Here is a 16,219-nt window from a genome sequence, read left to right as displayed (position 1 = left end):
TTTCAGGGGGTGAGCGGAAATCCGCTCATTCATCCTTCAGGAACATGTCTCGGGCGAGGCCATGGCGCTGCATCTTTTCATTGAAAGTGCGCCGTGGCAGTTGCAGTTCAGCCAGCACCGCCTTGATATCACCTTTGTGCCGGGTCAAAGCGGCTTTCAAGCAATGGGCTTCGAATGCTTCCTGCTGCGCCGCCAGGGACTGCCCAGCCTCGATGCCCTCCGGTTCCGGCTCGCCAAGGCCCAGTACCTGACGTTCGGCGACGTTGGCCAGTTCACGCACATTGCCTGGCCAATCATGACTGAGCAGGCGCCCCAGTTGCGCGCCGCTGAGGGGCTCGACGCTGCGGCCCAGGCGCTCGGCAGCGCTCTGTGCAAAGTGGTCGAACAGCAGCGGGATATCTTCGCGGCGTTCACGCAAGGGGGGCAGGCGCAATTGCGCGATGTTCAAGCGATAAGCCAGGTCTTCACGAAAGCGTCCGGCGCGGGCCTCTTCCAGCAGGTCCGGCTTGGTGGCGGCGATGATGCGCAGGTCTACGTGGATACTTTGGTTGGAGCCCAGGCGTTCCAGTTTCTGCTCCTGCAACACACGCAGCAGTTTCACCTGTTGGGCCAGGGGCATGCTTTCGATTTCATCCAGGAACAGCGTGCCTCCGTGGGCATATTCCAGCTTCCCGATGCGTTTGCCCTGGGCGCCGGTGAACGCGCCGCTTTCGTGGCCGAACAGCTCGGCTTCAAACAACTGCTCAGGGATCGCGGCGCAGTTGAGCGCTACAAAGGGTTTCTTCGAGCGCGGGCCAAAATCATGCAGGCAACGGGCAACCATTTCCTTACCGCTGCCGGTCTCGCCACGGATCAGCACATTCACCGGCAGGCTTGCCAAGTCCAGGACCTGGCGGCGTAAGGTCTGCAAACCCCGGGACACACCCAACAGGGTCGTTTCCAACTGTGCGCGATGATCGGCCTGCTGGTGCAGACGGCGGTTTTCCAAGATTAGACCGCGTTTATCCAAGGCACGGCGCAGGCTGTTGAGCAGGGCGTCGGGGCTGAAGGGTTTTTCCAGGAAATCGTAGGCACCGTCGCGCATGGCCTCAACCGCCATCGGCACATCGCCGTGGCCGGTGAGCAGGATGACCGGTAAATCGGCATCGCGGCGCTGCACTTCGGCCAGCAGTTCGAGGCCGCTGAGTCCGGGCATGCGCACATCGCTCAGGATTACGCCAGGGAAATCCTTGGGCAATTGCGCCAGGCATGCCTCGGCGCGGCTGAACAGCTGCACCTCAAACCCCGACAGGCTCAGCCACTGTTCGACGGCCGTGCGGATGCTGGCTTCGTCATCGACCACAATCACCGCGTTCAACATAGGTCGGGCGTCTCCAGCGCGATAGGCAGGGTCAGGGTGAATACCGCACCGTCGCCGCGATTGCTGGCGATCAGGCGCCCACCCAATTCGTGCACGATAGCGTAGGACACCGCCAGCCCCAAGCCGAGCCCGTCGCCCACGGGCTTGGTCGTGAAGAACGGGTCGAACACGCTGTTCAGGTGCTCTTCGGCAATCCCGCCGCCGCTATCGCTGACGGTCAGTTGCCACAACTGTTGGTCGGCATGCAGGCGGATTTCCAGGCGTTTACGCGGTTTGTCGGCCATGGCGTCGAGGGCATTGCGCAGCAGGTTGATCAATACCTGTTCCAGGCGGATCGCATCGCCGCGCACCGAGGCGGGACGGGTCAGGTCCAGCACTACGCCAATGGATTCATCGCGCAGGCGCGCATCGAGCAAGTGCAGGGACTGGTCGACCACGGTGGCCAGGTCCAGGCGTTCGCGCAGGCCGCTGGGGCTTTTGCGCGCGAAGGTCTTGAGATGGCCGGTGAGGGCGGCCATGCGCGTGAGCATGTCGTCCAGCGGGGTGAGCGCCCTGTAGGCGTCGTCGACACGGCCGTGATCCAGCAGCAGGCGCAATGTGGCCAGTTGCATGCGTTGGGCGGTCAACGGCTGATTGATTTCATGGGCAAGGGCGGCGGACATCTGCCCCAATGCAGCCAGCTTGGCCGATTGCACCAGGCCATCTTGAGCGGTGCGCAGCGCCTGGGTGCGTTCTTCCACCAGTTGCTCAAGCTCTTCGCGACTGCGCTGGCGCAAGCGGGCCAGGCGCCAGCGTTGGGTCAGGAACAGCACCAGGAACACCAGCGCCAGCCACGAACCGGCGGCCGCCAACCCGGCGTTGCGCTGATCCTCAAGCGCGAACTGCGGCTTGCGCAGCAGGTGCAGGGTCCAGCCTTCGGCCTTCAGCGGCAGGGATTCCCAGATGTAATTGGCACTGCCATCCGGGCCGTTGACGCGCATCAAATGACTGTTTTCGTCGAAACGTTGCAGGGGGCTGGTTTCCAGCGCCTGCAGGTGTTTTTTGTCGTATTGGCGAGTGGCCTTGAGTTCGGCAAGGTCACTGGCCGTCAACGGCCGCAGGTTGCGGTAACGCCAGCCGGGCTGGTTGGCGATGAACACGATGCCGCGCGCATCGCTGACCAGTAGCAGGTCATTGCCTTGGGCCCATTCGCGTTCAAGTTCGGGGAACTCAAGCTTTACCACCATCGCGCCGAGGAACTGTTCATGTTCATCGACCACCGCGCTGGAGAGGAAATAACCGGGAATGCCGGTGGTCACACCCACCGCGTAAAAGCGCCCGGTGCCCTGGCTCAAGGTCTGGCTGAAATACGGCCGAAAGGCGTAGTTATGCCCCACGTAACTGCTGGGCAGGTTCCAGTTACTGGCGGCCACGGCCAGACCGGTGCGGTCCATCAGTTCCAGGGTGGACGACTGCGCTGCGCCGTTGATGCGTTCCAGTTTGCGGTTGAGCAGATCCTGCGTCGCGGCGTCCAGGGGGCCCTTCAAGGCATTGATCATCTCCGAGTCCAGCGCCAGCACGGCGGGCAGGGCGCGGTAGCGTTCGATCAGGGTGTGCAGCGAGTTGGCGTACAGCGCAAGTTGCTGATGGGCGCGGGCTGCGTCGTCCACCAAGGCCTGGCGTTCGGCGTGGCGCGTGGCCAAGGCCGCGGCCAGTAGCGCGCCAGCGATGATCAGCAGGGAATAGAAGGTCAGGCGCAGGGGGCGAGGGATCACGATCATACGGTGATGGGCAGGCACGGTAAGGGAGTGCACCATAACATGTGCCATAAAAAAGGCGACTGGGCCATGGCCACAGTCGCCTTTGTGTTTGCAGGGGAAGCGCTACTGCACTTCTACCGCCAGGCTTTCACTGATCTTTTTCTGCCAGATGGCAGGACCGGTGATGTGCACGGATTCGCCTTTGCTGTCGACAGCAACGGTGACCGGCATGTCCTTCACGTCGAACTCGTAGATCGCTTCCATGCCCAGTTCTGCGAAGGCGACAACACGCGACTTCTTGATGGCTTGCGCCACCAGGTAAGCGGCGCCGCCCACGGCCATCAGGTACACGGCCTTGTGGTCCTTGATCGCTTCGATGGCGGTCGGGCCGCGCTCGGATTTGCCGATCATGCCCAGCAAGCCAGTCTGCTCGAGGATCTGACGGGTGAACTTGTCCATCCGCGTCGCGGTGGTCGGGCCCGCCGGGCCAACCACTTCTTCGCGCACCGGATCAACCGGACCGACGTAGTAGATGAAGCGACCTTTCAGGTCTACCGGCAAGGTTTCACCCTTGTTCAACATCTCGACCATGCGCTTGTGCGCGGCGTCGCGACCGGTGAGCATCTTGCCGTTGAGCAACACGGTTTCGCCCGGCTTCCAGCTCTGCACTTCTTCCGGGGTCAGGGTGTCGAGGTTGACGCGACGGGCCGACGGGCCGGCTTCCCAGACGATTTCCGGATAGGCATCCAGCGATGGCGCTTCCAGCGACGCGGGGCCCGAACCGTCGAGCACGAAGTGCGCGTGACGGGTGGCGGCGCAGTTGGGGATCATGCACACCGGCAAGGACGCGGCGTGGGTCGGGTAGTCCATGATCTTCACGTCAAGCACGGTGGTCAGGCCACCCAGGCCCTGGGCGCCGATGCCCAGTTGGTTGACCTTCTCGAACAGCTCCAGGCGCATCTCTTCGATACGGTTCTGCGGGCCGCGCTTTTTCAGCTCGTGGATGTCGATGGATTCCATCAACACTTCCTTGGCCATTACTGCGGCTTTTTCGGCGGTGCCGCCGATGCCGATGCCCAGCATGCCCGGTGGGCACCAGCCGGCACCCATGGTCGGTACGGTCTTCAGCACCCAGTCGACAATCGAGTCGGACGGATTGAGCATGGCCATTTTCGACTTGTTTTCGGAACCGCCACCCTTGGCCGCCACGTCCACTTCCACGGTGTTACCCGGAACGATGGAGTAGTGAATGACCGCCGGGGTGTTGTCCTTGGTGTTCTTCCTGCTACCTGCCGGGTCGGCCAGGATGGAGGCACGCAGGACGTTTTCCGGCAGATTGTAGGCGCGACGCACGCCTTCGTTGATCATGTCGTCCAGGCCCATGGTGGCGCCATCCCAACGTACGTCCATGCCCACGCGCACGAACACGGTGACGATACCGGTGTCCTGGCAGATCGGGCGATGGCCGGTGGCACACATGCGCGAGTTGATCAGGATCTGGGCGATGGAGTCACGGGCCGCTGGCGATTCTTCGCGCAGGTAGGCTTCGTGCATGGCCTGGATGAAATCCACGGGGTGGTAGTAGGAAATGAATTGCAGGGCGTCGGCAACGCTCTGAATCAGGTCGTCTTGCTTGATCACGGTCATGAGTCGCGCTCCTCTATAAGGGAACATTCAATAAAGGTGGGCCCAGTGTTGCATCGGTCGGCTGAGCTCACCTTTCCAAGGCACGCCAAAGTGGTGCAGGCGCGACGCTAAAAAGGCGCGGCAGTATAACCCGGCACGGTGGCCGATACACCCGACTATGGTCAAACTGTCGCAGGCATGATTCCCTGTGCGCGCCCCTTGTGACTGAGTCCTTCTATGCCTGAACTGTACGTCGGCGAACGCCATTGGTCGGTAACGGCCGGCAGCAACCTGCTGGATGCCTTGAACCAGGCGGGTGTGGCTGTGCCTTACAGCTGTCGCGCCGGCAGTTGCCATGCGTGCCTGGTGCGATGCCAGGGGGAGGTCGAGGACAAGCAGCCCGAGGCCTTGAGCCCGGCGCAACGTCAAGACGGCTGGCGCTTGGCGTGCCAGTGCCAGGTCAGCGCTGATCTGCGCGTCGAAACCTTTGACCCGACGCGTGACGGGTTGCCGGCCCAGGTGGTGGGTGTGGATTGGTTAAGCCCCAGCGTGCTGCGCCTGCGCCTGCAACCCGAGCGTGGCCTGCGCTACCGGGCCGGGCAGCATCTGGTGCTGTGGGCAGGGCAGGTGGCGCGGCCGTACTCCCTGGCAAGCTTGCCTCAGGAGGATGGGTTCCTGGAGTTTCATCTCGATTGTCGCCTGCCTGGCGAATTCAGTGACCTGGCCCGCCAGTTGCGGGTGGGCGAGCGTCTACGCTTGGGCGAATTGCGCGGCGGCGCGCTGCAATACGATCCGGACTGGCAATCCCGGCCGCTGTGGCTGCTGGCGTCCGGCACGGGCCTGGGGCCGCTTTGGGGCGTATTGCGTGAGGCCCTGCGCCAGGATCATCAGGGCGACATCCGCGTGATTCACCTGGCCCATGATGCTGAGGGGCATTACCTGGCCGAACCCCTGGCGCAACTGGCTGCACAGCATCCAAACGTGACAGTGGAGCTGTGGACGGCGGCGCAGGCGGCCCAGGCATTGGCGCAACTGCGGCTTGTTTCACGGCAAACTCTGGCTTTACTCTGCGGACACCCGGCCCGTGTCGAGGCGTTTTCCAAGCGCCTGTTTTTGGCCGGATTGCCGCGTAATCAACTGCTGGCCGATGTGTTCCTGACCCGGGGTTGAGCGCTGAACTCTACAGCCGCGAGATTCGCCATGACCGACGCCATCCTGCAGCACCGCGAACGCGGGCTGCTGACCTTGCAACTCAATCGCCTCGACAAGAAGAACGCCCTGACCCGCGCCATGTACCTGCAACTGGCTGAGGCACTGGAGCAGGCCGATGCGGATGAGGGCATCCGCTGCGTGCTGATCCAGGGCAGCAGCGACTGTTTTACCGCCGGTAACGACATCGGCGATTTCCTTGAGCAACCGCCCAGCGCTCTCGACAGCCCGCCGTTTTATTTCATGAAAAGCCTGCTCAACTGCCGCAAGCCGGTGATCGCCGCCGTGGCCGGAGCTGCGGTGGGTATCGGCACAACCCTGCTGCTGCACTGCGACCTGGTGTATATCAGCCGGGATGCTCGGCTGCGCATGCCGTTCGTCAACCTGGGGCTGTGTCCGGAGTTTGGTTCGAGTCTAATTCTGCCGAGGCTGTTGGGGCACGCGAAGGCTGCGGAATTATTGTTGCTGGGCGAGGGCTTTACCGGCGAACAGGCGGCAGCCTGGGGGATTGCTACCGAGGCGCTGGGCAGCGGCGAGGCGGTGTTGGTCAAGGCGCGGGAAATGGCCGAGCGCTTTGAGTCCTTGGCGCCGGGGGCGGTGCAGGTGACCAAGCAACTCATGAAGGGTGTGGATCGTGAGCAATTGCGCCAGGTGATCGAGGAAGAGGGGGCTTTGTTTGTACAGCGGTTGAAGTCGCCGGAGGCGCTTGCCGCGTTATCGGGTTTTATCAACCGATCCTGAGCATGTAAAAAGCCCCGCCATTTACAGGGCGGGGCTTTTGTTTTTCAGCCTGTCACTCAGACCTGCGGGTCGCCCACGTGCAGGATCTTCATGCCATTGGTGCCACCGGTGGTGTGGTAGCTGTCGCCCTTGGTCAGGATGACCCAGTCGCCTTTCTCTACTACGCCGCGCTTGACCAGCTCGTCGATCGCTTTCTGGCTGACTTCGTTCGGTGCCAGCGATGCCGGATCGAACGGAACGGTGTACACACCACGGAACATCGCGGTGCGAGCCTGGGCTTCACGGTGAGGGGTGAACGCGTAGATCGGCACCGAAGAACGGATGCGCGACATGATCAACGGTGTGTAACCACTCTCTGTCAGCGCGATGATCGCCTTCACACCGGGGAAGTGGTTCGCAGTGTACATGGCAGCCAGGGCGATGCTCTGGTCGCAGCTTTCGAACTCTTTGCCGATGCGGTGGCTGGAGGTTTTGCTGGTCGGGTGCTTTTCAGCGCCGAGGCAGATACGCGCCATGGCTTGCACAGCTTCCAGCGGGTACGGGCCGGCGGCACTTTCAGCCGAAAGCATCACGGCATCGGTGTAGTCGAGCACGGCGTTGGCCACATCGGACACTTCGGCGCGGGTCGGCATCGGGTTCTGGATCATCGACTCCATCATCTGGGTCGCCACGATCACCGCTTTGTTGTGGCGGCGGGCGTGCAGGATGATCTTTTTCTGGATACCGATCAGCTCGGCGTCACCGATTTCCACGCCCAGGTCGCCACGGGCAACCATCACCGCGTCGGAAGCCTTGATCAGGCCGTCGAGGGTTTCGTCATCGGCCACGGCTTCGGCGCGTTCAATCTTTGCCACCAGCCAGGCAGTACCACCGGCTTCGTCGCGCAACTTACGGGCGTATTCCATGTCGGCGGCGTCGCGCGGGAAGGACACGGCGAGGTAGTCCACTTCCATCTCGGCGGCAAGCTTGATGTCGGCCTTGTCTTTTTCAGTCAGGGCCGGTGCGGTCAGGCCACCGCCGCGACGGTTGATGCCTTTGTGGTCGGACAGCGGGCCGCCGATGATCACGGTGCAATGCAGCTCGGTCGGGGTTGCGGTGTCGACGCGCATGACCACGCGGCCGTCATCCAGCAGCAGTTCGTCGCCGACGCCGCAGTCCTTCACCAGGTCCGGGTAGTCGATACCCACGACTTGCTGGTTGCCTTCGGTCAGCGGGTGGCTGGTGGAGAAGGTGAAGGTGTCACCGATCTTCAGCTCGATCCGCTTGTTGGCGAATTTGGCGATACGGATTTTCGGGCCTTGCAGGTCACCCAGCAGTGCGACGAAGCGGCCGTGCTTGGCGGCCAGGTCACGCACCAGCTTGGCGCGAGCCTTGTGCTCGTCCGGGGTGCCGTGGGAGAAGTTCAGACGGGCAACGTCCAAACCAGCCAGAATCAGCTGTTCGAGGACTTCCGGCGAGTTGCTGGCCGGGCCAAGGGTGGCGACGATTTTGGTACGACGGACGGACATGCACAGACTCCTGAGTTCAAGCGCTGTGGAAGGCTACTATGCTCTTTCGTTGTAGTCATTGTTCGTTTGCACTACTTATCGACGATTGACTTGTTTTCGTTGCGGCCGAATACGAACATCCTTGAAGATTTTCGACGAGGGGTCGATACACTGCACAAGACAGGAGAACCCTCATGCGAATTTTGCTCATTGCTGCCCTGGCCGTCAGTGTTGTCGGCTGCACCCGTTGGTCGATGGACCACCATTTGAACAATGCCTACCGGGCCTACAAGGTGGGTGATTGCGAGCGCGTTACTCTGGAATTGTCCCAGGTCGACCGTGAAAGTCGTACCCGACGTTACGTGCAGCCCGAGGTCTCGATGTTGCGCGGGCAATGCCTGGAACGGCAGAAGCTTTTCGTTGACGCAGTGCAGACCTATCAATTCATCATCAATCAATACCCGTCGAGTGAGTACGCCTACCGAGCGCGTGCGCGTCTCGATACCCTGCAACAACTTGGGCATTACCCTGGTGCAAGCGTCGCTCGGCCACGTCCGGCGTCGTTGTGATGATATTCGTCATTTCATAACTGGCCTGTTGCCAGTCTTGGGCTATCCTTTGAATGTCCGTTTGTACAAGTTTCAATGCAAACGAATGTAGGGCCCGGATTCGGCGGTTGTTTGGCGGCGAGATATTGCACGTTGTCGCACCGAGATTCAGGGAGAGCGGGTGGTTTCAGCCCGTTCCGAATCACTGGCACGGCCGCAGTCAGGGCCACTGGATGGCGATCTCACCATGTTTACCGACCGACGGATCGAGCGGCATCAATTACCTTATTTCCTGCAAGTATTTAACCGCATCACCGACAAGCCTATCGGGTTTTTGGGCAATGTCTCTGAAGACGGGCTCATGTTGATCAGTCAATTACCCATGATGGTCGACGCGGACTTCGAGCTGCGTTTGAAAATTCCAGGTGCTGATGGCACGTTCCATCCGATTGATCTCACGGCAACCTGTCTGTGGAGTCACGAAGATATCAACCCGCAGCATTACGATTCCGGGTTCAGCGTACTCCAGGCGCCCGAGGAGTATGGGCAATTGGTTAATATCCTGTTTCACTACTTCAGCTTTGATCCTTTGCAGGCTTCGGCGTAGGCATTGAGCAGGGCCGACCTGGTTTGGAGCGCGGCTGTCCCCGCCATGAAGGTGCGCGCTCTTCAGAGCATTCCGGCTTTCTTCCAGCCCAGGTAACGTGTCACCAGGCTCGGGCCCAGCTCAGATGGCACGGTGTCCAATACGCAAAGTCCTTGGGCGTTGAGGCGGTCGTGCAATTCGTTTCGGGTATTCAAGTAGTCGATGGCGCCGCTGTAAGCCAAGGCTTCGGGCAAAGTCTGCACCGGGGCCTGGCGCAATTGATCGAGTATTCCCTCGCGCAAACTGGCCACCAGCACTCGATGCTGGCGGCTGATGCGCTTAACGGCAGCCAGCAATGCCTCATCGTCTTCGTCCCGCACGTTGGTCACGATGATCACCAATGCACGCCGCTTTTGCCGAGCCAGTAGCTGGCTTGCCGCAGCCTGATAATCTGCGGTCCGTCGAGTGGTGTCCAGGTCGTATACCGCATTGAGCAACAGATTCAACTGGCTACTGCCCTTGACCGGGGCCAGGTAGCGCGGCTGGTCACTGGCAAAGGTGCACAACCCCACAGCGTCACCCTCACGCAAAGCAACGTAACTGAGCAACAGGCAAGCATTGAGGGTGTGGTCAAAATGGGACAACTCATCATCCTGGCTGCGCATGCGGCGACCACAATCGAGCATGAACACGATCTGTTGGTCGCGCTCATCCTGATATTCACGCGCGATAGGCGTGCGTTGCCGGGCTGTGGCCTTCCAGTCGATCTGGCGCAGGCTGTCGCCGTCGCGAAACTCGCGTAACTGGTGAAACTCCAGCCCCAAGCCGCGCCGTTGGCGTTGACGCACACCCAGTTGACTCAGCCAGCTGTCCACGCCCAGCAGTTGTGCTCCATACAGCCGAGCGAAATCCGGGTAGACGCGGGTAGCATCGCTTACCGCGATAAACCGGCGGGCTGACCACAGGCCCATGGGACTCGGCAGGTGAATTTCGCAGCGTTTGAAACTGAAATGCCCGCGCCGCATAGGACGAAGGCGATACCCCAGCTCACTGCCTTCACCGGGCCGTAGGCTTATGGACTGGGGCATGTTCTCCACGGCCAATCCGTCAGGCACGTGATCGAATACCTGTACTGTCAGCGGTTGTGGAAAGTCATGCTCCAAGCCCAGACGGACTTCGCTCCAGCGCCCCAGCGCCAGACTGCCGGGCATTTTCCGCTGCACCCGGGGTGACGGTCGGTTACGCAGGCGTATCGCGTCCAGCATGGCCAGCAGCAGGAGCGCCAGAAGCAAACCCCACACTGTCGAGTGCAGGGTGTCCGGTACTTTGAATTTCAACGCTGCCACTGTGCCCAGCAGAATACCCAAGCCTAGCAATACGCCAAGCCAGTTCAACAGCAGACGGGTCGGTTTCATGGGCGGGTCATTGCCGTGGTGCCGGGATCTGATCGAGCAGTTGCTTAAGCACCTGATCGACCTCCAGTCCGTCTATATCCAATTCAGGTGCTATACGTACTCGGTGGCGCAGTACTGCCAGGGCGCATCCCTTGATGTCATCCGGGGTGACAAATTCACCACCGCGCAACAAGGCGCGGGCGCGGGCGCCACGTACCAGGGCGATGGACGCCCGCGGGCCGGCGCCGATGGTCAGCCCCGGCCAGCTACGGGTGGCACGTGCCAGACGCACGGCATAGTCGAGCACCTGTTCGTCCATGGCCAGGTCACTGGCAATCTGCTGCAACTGCAATACGTCATCGGCCTGTAACACTGTGCGCAATGGGTGTACGTCCAGCATGTCGGCCCGGGAGGAGCGGGTTACTTCTCGCACCATGTCCAGTTCCTCTTGCGCCTCCGGGTAGTCCATGCGCACCTTGAGCATGAAGCGATCCAGCTCGGCTTCCGGCAAGGGATAAGTGCCTTCCTGCTCGATAGGGTTCTGGGTTGCCAGCACCATGAACGGTTGGCCGATGGGCAGCGCTTCGCCTTCGAGGGTCACTTGCCGTTCCTGCATAGCCTCGAGCAAGGCCGCTTGAGTCTTGGCTGGGGCGCGGTTGATTTCGTCGGCCAGCAACAGGTGTGTGAACACCGGCCCTTTGCGCAACTTGAACTGTTCGGTGCGCAGGTCGTACACGGCATGGCCGGTGACATCGCTGGGCATCAGGTCCGGGGTGAATTGAATACGCGCGAAATCGCCATCGAAGCATCGAGCCAAGGCACGAACCAACAAGGTTTTACCCAGCCCCGGCACACCTTCGAGCAACACATGGCCGCCAGCGATCAGTGCGGTCAGGATGTCGTCAATCACCTGGTCCTGGCCAATCACTGCCTTGCGCAATTCAGTGCGCAGAGCTTGGGCTTGCCCGGCGGCGCGCTGCAAGGTTTCGCGGGTTAGGGCGGTTGCGCTTGGAAATTCGCTCATAGGGCATTCCTGAGGGTTTGCAGGCATGCCACTTGCCGGCTGAAATCGGCGCTGGAAAGCCGTTTTGCCGGGAGTGGGCCAAGGGCCTGGCTGATGACGTTAGAGGGTTGGCGTGTCAGGTGTTCAAGCATCCGCCACTGCTCTGCGTTGCCGAGGTGCTCAAAACCGGGGTGGCGGTGCCGCGCCGCGCGTAAGATATCGCACTGCAAGGCATGCAGCAGCGTGCCCTGACCGCAGCGCCGCAGCAGGAAGTCGGCGCTCGCATTCAGGTGCTCCTGTAATTGGCGACGCGCGTTCGGCGCGGGAGCCTGAACCGGGCCTTGACGCATACCGGCCTTCCACAACGCCAAGGCGACCAGGGCAGTGAGCGCCGTCAAGGCATGGGGGAAATACCGCATCAGCAGGGTGAACACGTCATCGAAGTCGCTGTTGAACAGCAAAGTGACGGCCGTGCCCTGGTTCAGGTGCCACAGCAGCCAAGCATTGTCGTGTTTGCCGATGTTCGGGGTTTTCCACACGTCGCTGTCGGTAATCACCGTGACACGGCCTTCCCCAAGGTTGAGTTGCATCAGGTGGCTCGATCTTGCGCTGTTGGCAGAAAATTGAGCCAGGTGCTTGGGGTCGGTGAGGTTGAAGTCCGTGTCGAAACTGAAATAGGCGGCGGGGGTTTCATTGTCAACGTAGAGTTTGGTCAGGTCCGGGACTTTCTTTTCAAGGTTTTTTTTACTGGAAGGAGCGAGTTCTTCAGGCTCATCACTCAAGGTCTGGTGGATATGCAGGCGATCCAGCAACAGGTCGCCACTTTTGCCAGTCTCTTCATCCCATAGCGCTTCAGCCACCAGTAACAGATGGCCGCCGGATCTGGCCCAGTTCAGCAGTTGTTCTGCCTGGCGTGGTGACAGGGTACTGCGCTCTCCGAGCAGCAACAGGCTGTTTCCCCTGGCAGGCAGGGTTGTCAATCGCTCAAGATCAGTGGCGTGCTCCACGGTCAGGCCTTGCTGGCGCAGAAAGTGTTCGGCTGCCAGGTATTGATTGGCCAGTGCTTCCGGCGAAGGGCCACGGTCAATCACCTCGTCGTAAGGAGTTGCCGTGCGCCATACGTAGTAACATCCCGCGCCAAGCAGGCACGCCAGCAGTAGTCCCACCCACAGTAATGGCTGTTTCATGGGGGGCTCCCTGAGCTGAACAGGATGCGCCAATCACTGCACAGTTTTTGCTGGACTGAGAGGGGAGGCAGGTGATGGCCGTAGGCGAGGTTTTGCCAGTGCCGGGTCAACTCATCGCTGAAAGCCAGCAGTTGCGGGTGCTGCAACTGGTGGACTCTTTCCTGGACCTGGCCTTCGGTGTCAGCGCTTTTCAGCGGTACATTGAAGTCATGTAAGAGCCGGCTGAGCAAGCCGCGATACAGCAGGCCGAGAGCTTCCCTTGGTCGGGTGGCCCACAGGTGTTCGGCAGTGCTGGCAACATCATCGGGTAAGGTCTCGGTACCCAGTTCAAGGCCGAACAATTGCGTAGGTACTGGTTTGATAACGCTGGGCTTGCGTGGCCCGCGTCGACTCACAAAGGTGCGCAACCACTCTCGATACCTCCACGCCAGTAGTGTCAGGCCACTGATCAGCACTCCCCACAACAACATTTCCAGGCCTTGGGCGATGTGCTTGAAGGTATCGCTGTTGAGGTTGTTCAGTAGCGCCTTCAGCCAGCCCGGAAGTTTACCGTCGCTTTGAGCTTTGTTTTTAGTGGGAGGGTTCTCTTCGCCAAAGCGATACCGGGTGACAGTTTCCGGGTTTTTGAAAGGGGGCTTTTCCAATAGCGACTTGATGGATTGGTTCGCGCTGTGGGTGGTCAGTGGCTTGGGAGAGCTGGGCGCATCAGCCATAACGGGCCGGCTCAATGGCAGTAGCGTCAGCCCGATCATCAGTACTAAAAGCGGCGTTACATTGCTCAGGCGCTGACGAAAGCGGCGGAAGACCAATTCCAGGTCCCAGGCCTCCAATACGGTACGACGGTTAAGGTAGAGGCTGAAACCACAAGCGACATAGATGGGCTCCCAAAATACTAGAATCAACGCATAGAGGGCGTTGCTCAGGTGTTCAAGCCACAACCCTTCTGAGTGTGTCGCGAGCGCCAGGCGTTGCCAGTCCCAATCCATCTCGACGTTTTGAGGAATAAACAGATAGAACAGCGCCATACAACCGAACCACAAGCCGATTTCCAGGTGCACTCCGATGGTCGTCAACCAGCGTGCGGTCCCGGCGTTACGTTGCTGCAGCACGCCCAGGCGTTTTTGGCGTGCCGTGCCATCCAGGCCTTCGAGTTGGCTCACCGGCATCACAAAGCTTCGACTCAGGCTGAACCGTCGCCAGGTCAGGCTGGCCAGCAGTTGGCCTTGGAGCAGGCGCGGCCATTGGCGCACTGCCTCCCTGACGCTGGGTGTTTCGCCAAACAAAACCTTGGACAGGATGTACAGCGGTAAGCGGTCGAAGGCTGGCTTAAGCCACCAGAACAGAAACATGGCAGTGGACGGGTATTTCCACAGCAGTGCAGTGAGTAAGGCAAACACTGGCAGAGTTATCAGCGCCCAGCTAACCATTAACAGCAGGCGATGTTCCCGGGCCATTAATACGCCAAGATCCATGGCTTCCCAGGCCGTGCGTGGACGGATTACGACGCTGGCATCACTCAGGCGCATGGCGAGTCCTTCCGGCAAGGCTCAGGTAACTGATCACCAGCAGCCAAAGGCTAGTGCCCACCAGGTATTTGACCCAAGGGGTGATCATGGTGGTGGATGACCAATACGCCTCGATAAAGGCAGCGATGAGCAGGAAAATCATGACACCGCACATCATTTGCACGCTCTTGCGTGCCGCCATCCGCAATGATTCACCACGGGTCAACTGTCCGGGAGTGATCAGCGCCCAGCCTACCTGCAGGCCCGCGGCGCCGGCGAGGGCGATCGCCGTCAGTTCGAATGCTCCATGGCCGATGACGAAAGACCAGAAGGTCTGCCCGTAACCGATTTCTGTCAGGTGCCCGGAGACTGCGCCGATGATCAGTCCGTTGAAAATCAGGAAGAACACACTCCCCAGACCAAACAACAAACCCGCCGCAAACGTCTGGAAAGCGATACCGATGTTGTGCATCACGTAGTAGCCGAACATCATCCAGTCTTCGCTTGATGCCCGTTCGGCGGCGCGACCCAGGTGACTGGCATCGGGGTCATACATGCTCTGCATCTCGGCAACTTGCTGGGGGCTGATGATGCTGTAGACCAGGTCGGGAAACAGGTACACCAACAGAGCGATACCCATCAGGCTGCCAAAGAACAACGCGCTCGCTATCAATATGAAGCGCCACTGTTCTCGCACCAATCGAGGAAAACCGGCGAGTAGGAAACTCAGCACATTCGCCGCCAATTGGCCGCGATGACGGTAGAGCTGTTGATGGCCGCGTAGTGCCAGTTGCTGCAAGGGATCTACCAGATAGCTGCTGTAGCCACGTTCTTGGGCGAGTGCCAGGTGGTGGCACAGGCGTCGATATTGATGGGGGAAATCGGCCACGTCACTGGCTTGGGCCTTACCTTGCTCCAAGTGTTGCAGATGTTCGGCAAAGGCTTTCCATTGAGGCTGGTGGCGGCGTTCGAAAAGACTCTGCTTCATGTCGGCCCCAACAGGCCACGGGCCACACCATTGAGTTGCTCGACGGCGCGGGCCGGAGATACCTGCAAGGGGGTGGCGAGAATTGATGCCAGCTCGTGAACACGTGCGGTGGACAACTCGCCCTGGCGTTCTGCGAAACCAAGGATGGCGCGTTGTTCGCTCAAATCCAGCGCAAAGGGTAGGCGCAAGGCCGCCGCTTGAGGAATCCGGGGACGCACCAGCGGCTGTTCCTGGTAGATCACCAGTGTGCCGGCCGCCAAGTCGCCCAAACGCTTGAAGTGAGGATGTTGTAGGCAACTGATCGCGCCGAGAAAGTAACCGAATGGCAGCATGTCGACAAACCGCAGCAAGTTACGGATCAGTGACGCGGACCAGCCAATCGGCGTGCCGTCATCTTGTACGACACGTAACCCCATGACTTGTTTGCCGGGCGAGCAACCCTGGTTGAGCACCTCAAAGAGCACCATGTACCACCAACTGATCAGAAACAGCAGCAGCGAACCGAGGCCGATACCGACGTTGCCGAGCAAGGCCAATGGCACCAGCATCACACCCATGACTACCGCACGTATACCCAGGTCGAAGGCAAAGGCCAGCACGCGTGGCATCAGGCCGGCCGGGCGCAGGGGCAGGTCGATACCTTCCGGGGTCTCGATCTGATAGCGGGTATCCAACGGGGTTGACGGCATCGCGATCCTTGTCAGTGCAGAGCGGCTGGGAGATACGGATGCTAGCAGTGTCGCGGATGGAAGCAACCATTCAAGGTTTTGCTGGATGTTTGTACAGTATATTTGGTGCTGGTCGCGGACGTCGCTCAACGCCTAGACTTTGTCCATCTTCAGTACA

14 protein-coding genes are annotated in these 16,219 nt (G+C 60.4%); 4 read left to right on the top strand and 10 right to left on the bottom strand.

Annotated features, from left to right (window positions below):
* Window positions 1-25 precede the first annotated feature (25 nt).
* From LVW35_RS23085 to LVW35_RS23075, 3 genes are all read right to left on the bottom strand, one after another.
* Entirely contained in the window at window positions 26-1,360 is a 1,335-nt protein-coding gene (locus LVW35_RS23085; RefSeq protein WP_233892184.1) for a sigma-54-dependent transcriptional regulator, read from the bottom strand.
* Window positions 1,354-3,120, bottom strand: coding sequence for an ATP-binding protein (locus LVW35_RS23080; RefSeq protein ID WP_233896539.1), 1,767 nt, complete (start codon window positions 3,118-3,120; stop codon window positions 1,354-1,356). The genes LVW35_RS23085 and LVW35_RS23080 overlap by 7 nt, the downstream gene beginning before the upstream one ends.
* A 102-nt stretch (window positions 3,121-3,222) precedes the next feature.
* Complete coding sequence (locus tag LVW35_RS23075; protein ID WP_233892183.1) at window positions 3,223-4,746, bottom strand: fumarate hydratase; 1,524 nt, start codon at window positions 4,744-4,746, stop codon at window positions 3,223-3,225.
* A 216-nt stretch (window positions 4,747-4,962) separates the two neighbouring features.
* On the opposite strand from LVW35_RS23075, the gene LVW35_RS23070 reads away from it, so the two are divergent.
* Together LVW35_RS23070 and LVW35_RS23065 are read left to right on the top strand one after the other, a co-directional pair.
* A complete protein-coding gene (locus LVW35_RS23070) occupies window positions 4,963-5,895 on the top strand; it encodes an iron-sulfur-binding ferredoxin reductase (protein WP_233892182.1) in 933 nt (310 codons plus the stop codon).
* 30 nt (window positions 5,896-5,925) lie between these two features.
* Window positions 5,926-6,675, top strand: a complete 750-nt coding sequence (locus tag LVW35_RS23065; protein ID WP_233892181.1) for an enoyl-CoA hydratase-related protein — start codon at window positions 5,926-5,928, stop codon at window positions 6,673-6,675.
* 56 nt (window positions 6,676-6,731) lie between these two features.
* On the opposite strand, the gene pyk is transcribed toward LVW35_RS23065, so the two are convergent.
* Complete coding sequence (gene pyk, locus LVW35_RS23060; protein ID WP_233892180.1) at window positions 6,732-8,183, bottom strand: pyruvate kinase; 1,452 nt, start codon at window positions 8,181-8,183, stop codon at window positions 6,732-6,734.
* A 173-nt stretch (window positions 8,184-8,356) separates the two neighbouring features.
* Here pyk and LVW35_RS23055 point away from each other — a divergent pair, with 173 nt between their 5' ends.
* Entirely contained in the window at window positions 8,357-8,731 is a 375-nt protein-coding gene (locus tag LVW35_RS23055; protein ID WP_015885641.1) for a hypothetical protein, read from the top strand.
* A 226-nt stretch (window positions 8,732-8,957) separates the two neighbouring features.
* Window positions 8,958-9,317 carry a PilZ domain-containing protein gene (locus LVW35_RS23050; RefSeq protein ID WP_233896538.1) on the top strand — a complete coding sequence of 120 codons (360 nt, stop codon included), beginning with the start codon at window positions 8,958-8,960 and terminating at the stop codon, window positions 9,315-9,317.
* A 62-nt stretch (window positions 9,318-9,379) separates the two neighbouring features.
* On the opposite strand, the gene LVW35_RS23045 is transcribed toward LVW35_RS23050, so the two are convergent.
* Genes LVW35_RS23045 through LVW35_RS23020 form a run of 6 tightly spaced genes read right to left on the bottom strand, consistent with a single transcriptional unit; the run spans window position 9,380 to window position 16,062 of the window.
* Window positions 9,380-10,711 carry a DUF58 domain-containing protein gene (locus tag LVW35_RS23045; protein ID WP_233892179.1) on the bottom strand — a complete coding sequence of 444 codons (1,332 nt, stop codon included), beginning with the start codon at window positions 10,709-10,711 and terminating at the stop codon, window positions 9,380-9,382.
* A gap of 7 nt (window positions 10,712-10,718) precedes the next feature.
* The gene (locus LVW35_RS23040; RefSeq protein ID WP_233892178.1) at window positions 10,719-11,714 is read right to left on the bottom strand and encodes an AAA family ATPase; all 996 of its coding nucleotides are present in this window, start codon (window positions 11,712-11,714) and stop codon (window positions 10,719-10,721) included.
* Entirely contained in the window at window positions 11,711-12,880 is a 1,170-nt protein-coding gene (locus LVW35_RS23035; RefSeq protein WP_233892177.1) for a DUF4350 domain-containing protein, read from the bottom strand. The genes LVW35_RS23040 and LVW35_RS23035 overlap by 4 nt, the downstream gene beginning before the upstream one ends.
* Window positions 12,877-14,406 (bottom strand): DUF4129 domain-containing protein, encoded by a 1,530-nt coding sequence (locus LVW35_RS23030; RefSeq protein ID WP_233892176.1) that lies wholly within the window; start codon window positions 14,404-14,406, stop codon window positions 12,877-12,879. Before LVW35_RS23030 ends, LVW35_RS23035 begins: the two co-directional genes overlap by 4 nt.
* Window positions 14,393-15,373, bottom strand: a complete 981-nt coding sequence (locus tag LVW35_RS23025; protein WP_233892175.1) for a stage II sporulation protein M — start codon at window positions 15,371-15,373, stop codon at window positions 14,393-14,395. The genes LVW35_RS23030 and LVW35_RS23025 overlap by 14 nt, the downstream gene beginning before the upstream one ends.
* The gene (locus LVW35_RS23020) at window positions 15,370-16,062 is read right to left on the bottom strand and encodes an RDD family protein (RefSeq protein ID WP_233892174.1); all 693 of its coding nucleotides are present in this window, start codon (window positions 16,060-16,062) and stop codon (window positions 15,370-15,372) included. The genes LVW35_RS23025 and LVW35_RS23020 overlap by 4 nt, the downstream gene beginning before the upstream one ends.
* Between the last annotated feature and the right edge of the window lie 157 nt (window positions 16,063-16,219).

Origin of the sequence: Pseudomonas sp. HN11 (assembly GCF_021390155.1) — a bacterium.
Lineage (GTDB): Bacteria > Pseudomonadota > Gammaproteobacteria > Pseudomonadales > Pseudomonadaceae > Aquipseudomonas.
The sequence above is the reverse complement of the archived record's forward strand: the minus strand, read 5'-3'. Positions and strand labels throughout refer to the sequence as shown.

Bases quoted from the DNA above. Each gene is read 5' to 3' on its own strand.
- LVW35_RS23020 (WP_233892174.1), bottom strand. From the start codon at position 16,062: ATGCCGTCAACCCCGTTGGATACCCGCTATCAGATCGAGACCCCGGAA.
- LVW35_RS23065 (WP_233892181.1), top strand. From the start codon at position 5,926: ATGACCGACGCCATCCTGCAGCACCGCGAACGCGGGCTGCTGACCTTG.
- LVW35_RS23030 (WP_233892176.1), bottom strand. From the start codon at position 14,406: ATGCGCCTGAGTGATGCCAGCGTCGTAATCCGTCCACGCACGGCCTGG.
- LVW35_RS23025 (WP_233892175.1), bottom strand. From the start codon at position 15,373: ATGAAGCAGAGTCTTTTCGAACGCCGCCACCAGCCTCAATGGAAAGCC.
- LVW35_RS23045 (WP_233892179.1), bottom strand. From the start codon at position 10,711: ATGAAACCGACCCGTCTGCTGTTGAACTGGCTTGGCGTATTGCTAGGC.
- LVW35_RS23080 (WP_233896539.1), bottom strand. From the start codon at position 3,120: ATGATCGTGATCCCTCGCCCCCTGCGCCTGACCTTCTATTCCCTGCTG.
- LVW35_RS23070 (WP_233892182.1), top strand. From the start codon at position 4,963: ATGCCTGAACTGTACGTCGGCGAACGCCATTGGTCGGTAACGGCCGGC.
- LVW35_RS23075 (WP_233892183.1), bottom strand. From the start codon at position 4,746: ATGACCGTGATCAAGCAAGACGACCTGATTCAGAGCGTTGCCGACGCC.
- LVW35_RS23040 (WP_233892178.1), bottom strand. From the start codon at position 11,714: ATGAGCGAATTTCCAAGCGCAACCGCCCTAACCCGCGAAACCTTGCAG.
- LVW35_RS23035 (WP_233892177.1), bottom strand. From the start codon at position 12,880: ATGAAACAGCCATTACTGTGGGTGGGACTACTGCTGGCGTGCCTGCTT.
- pyk (WP_233892180.1), bottom strand. From the start codon at position 8,183: ATGTCCGTCCGTCGTACCAAAATCGTCGCCACCCTTGGCCCGGCCAGC.
- LVW35_RS23055 (WP_015885641.1), top strand. From the start codon at position 8,357: ATGCGAATTTTGCTCATTGCTGCCCTGGCCGTCAGTGTTGTCGGCTGC.
- LVW35_RS23085 (WP_233892184.1), bottom strand. From the start codon at position 1,360: ATGTTGAACGCGGTGATTGTGGTCGATGACGAAGCCAGCATCCGCACG.
- LVW35_RS23050 (WP_233896538.1), top strand. From the start codon at position 8,958: ATGTTTACCGACCGACGGATCGAGCGGCATCAATTACCTTATTTCCTG.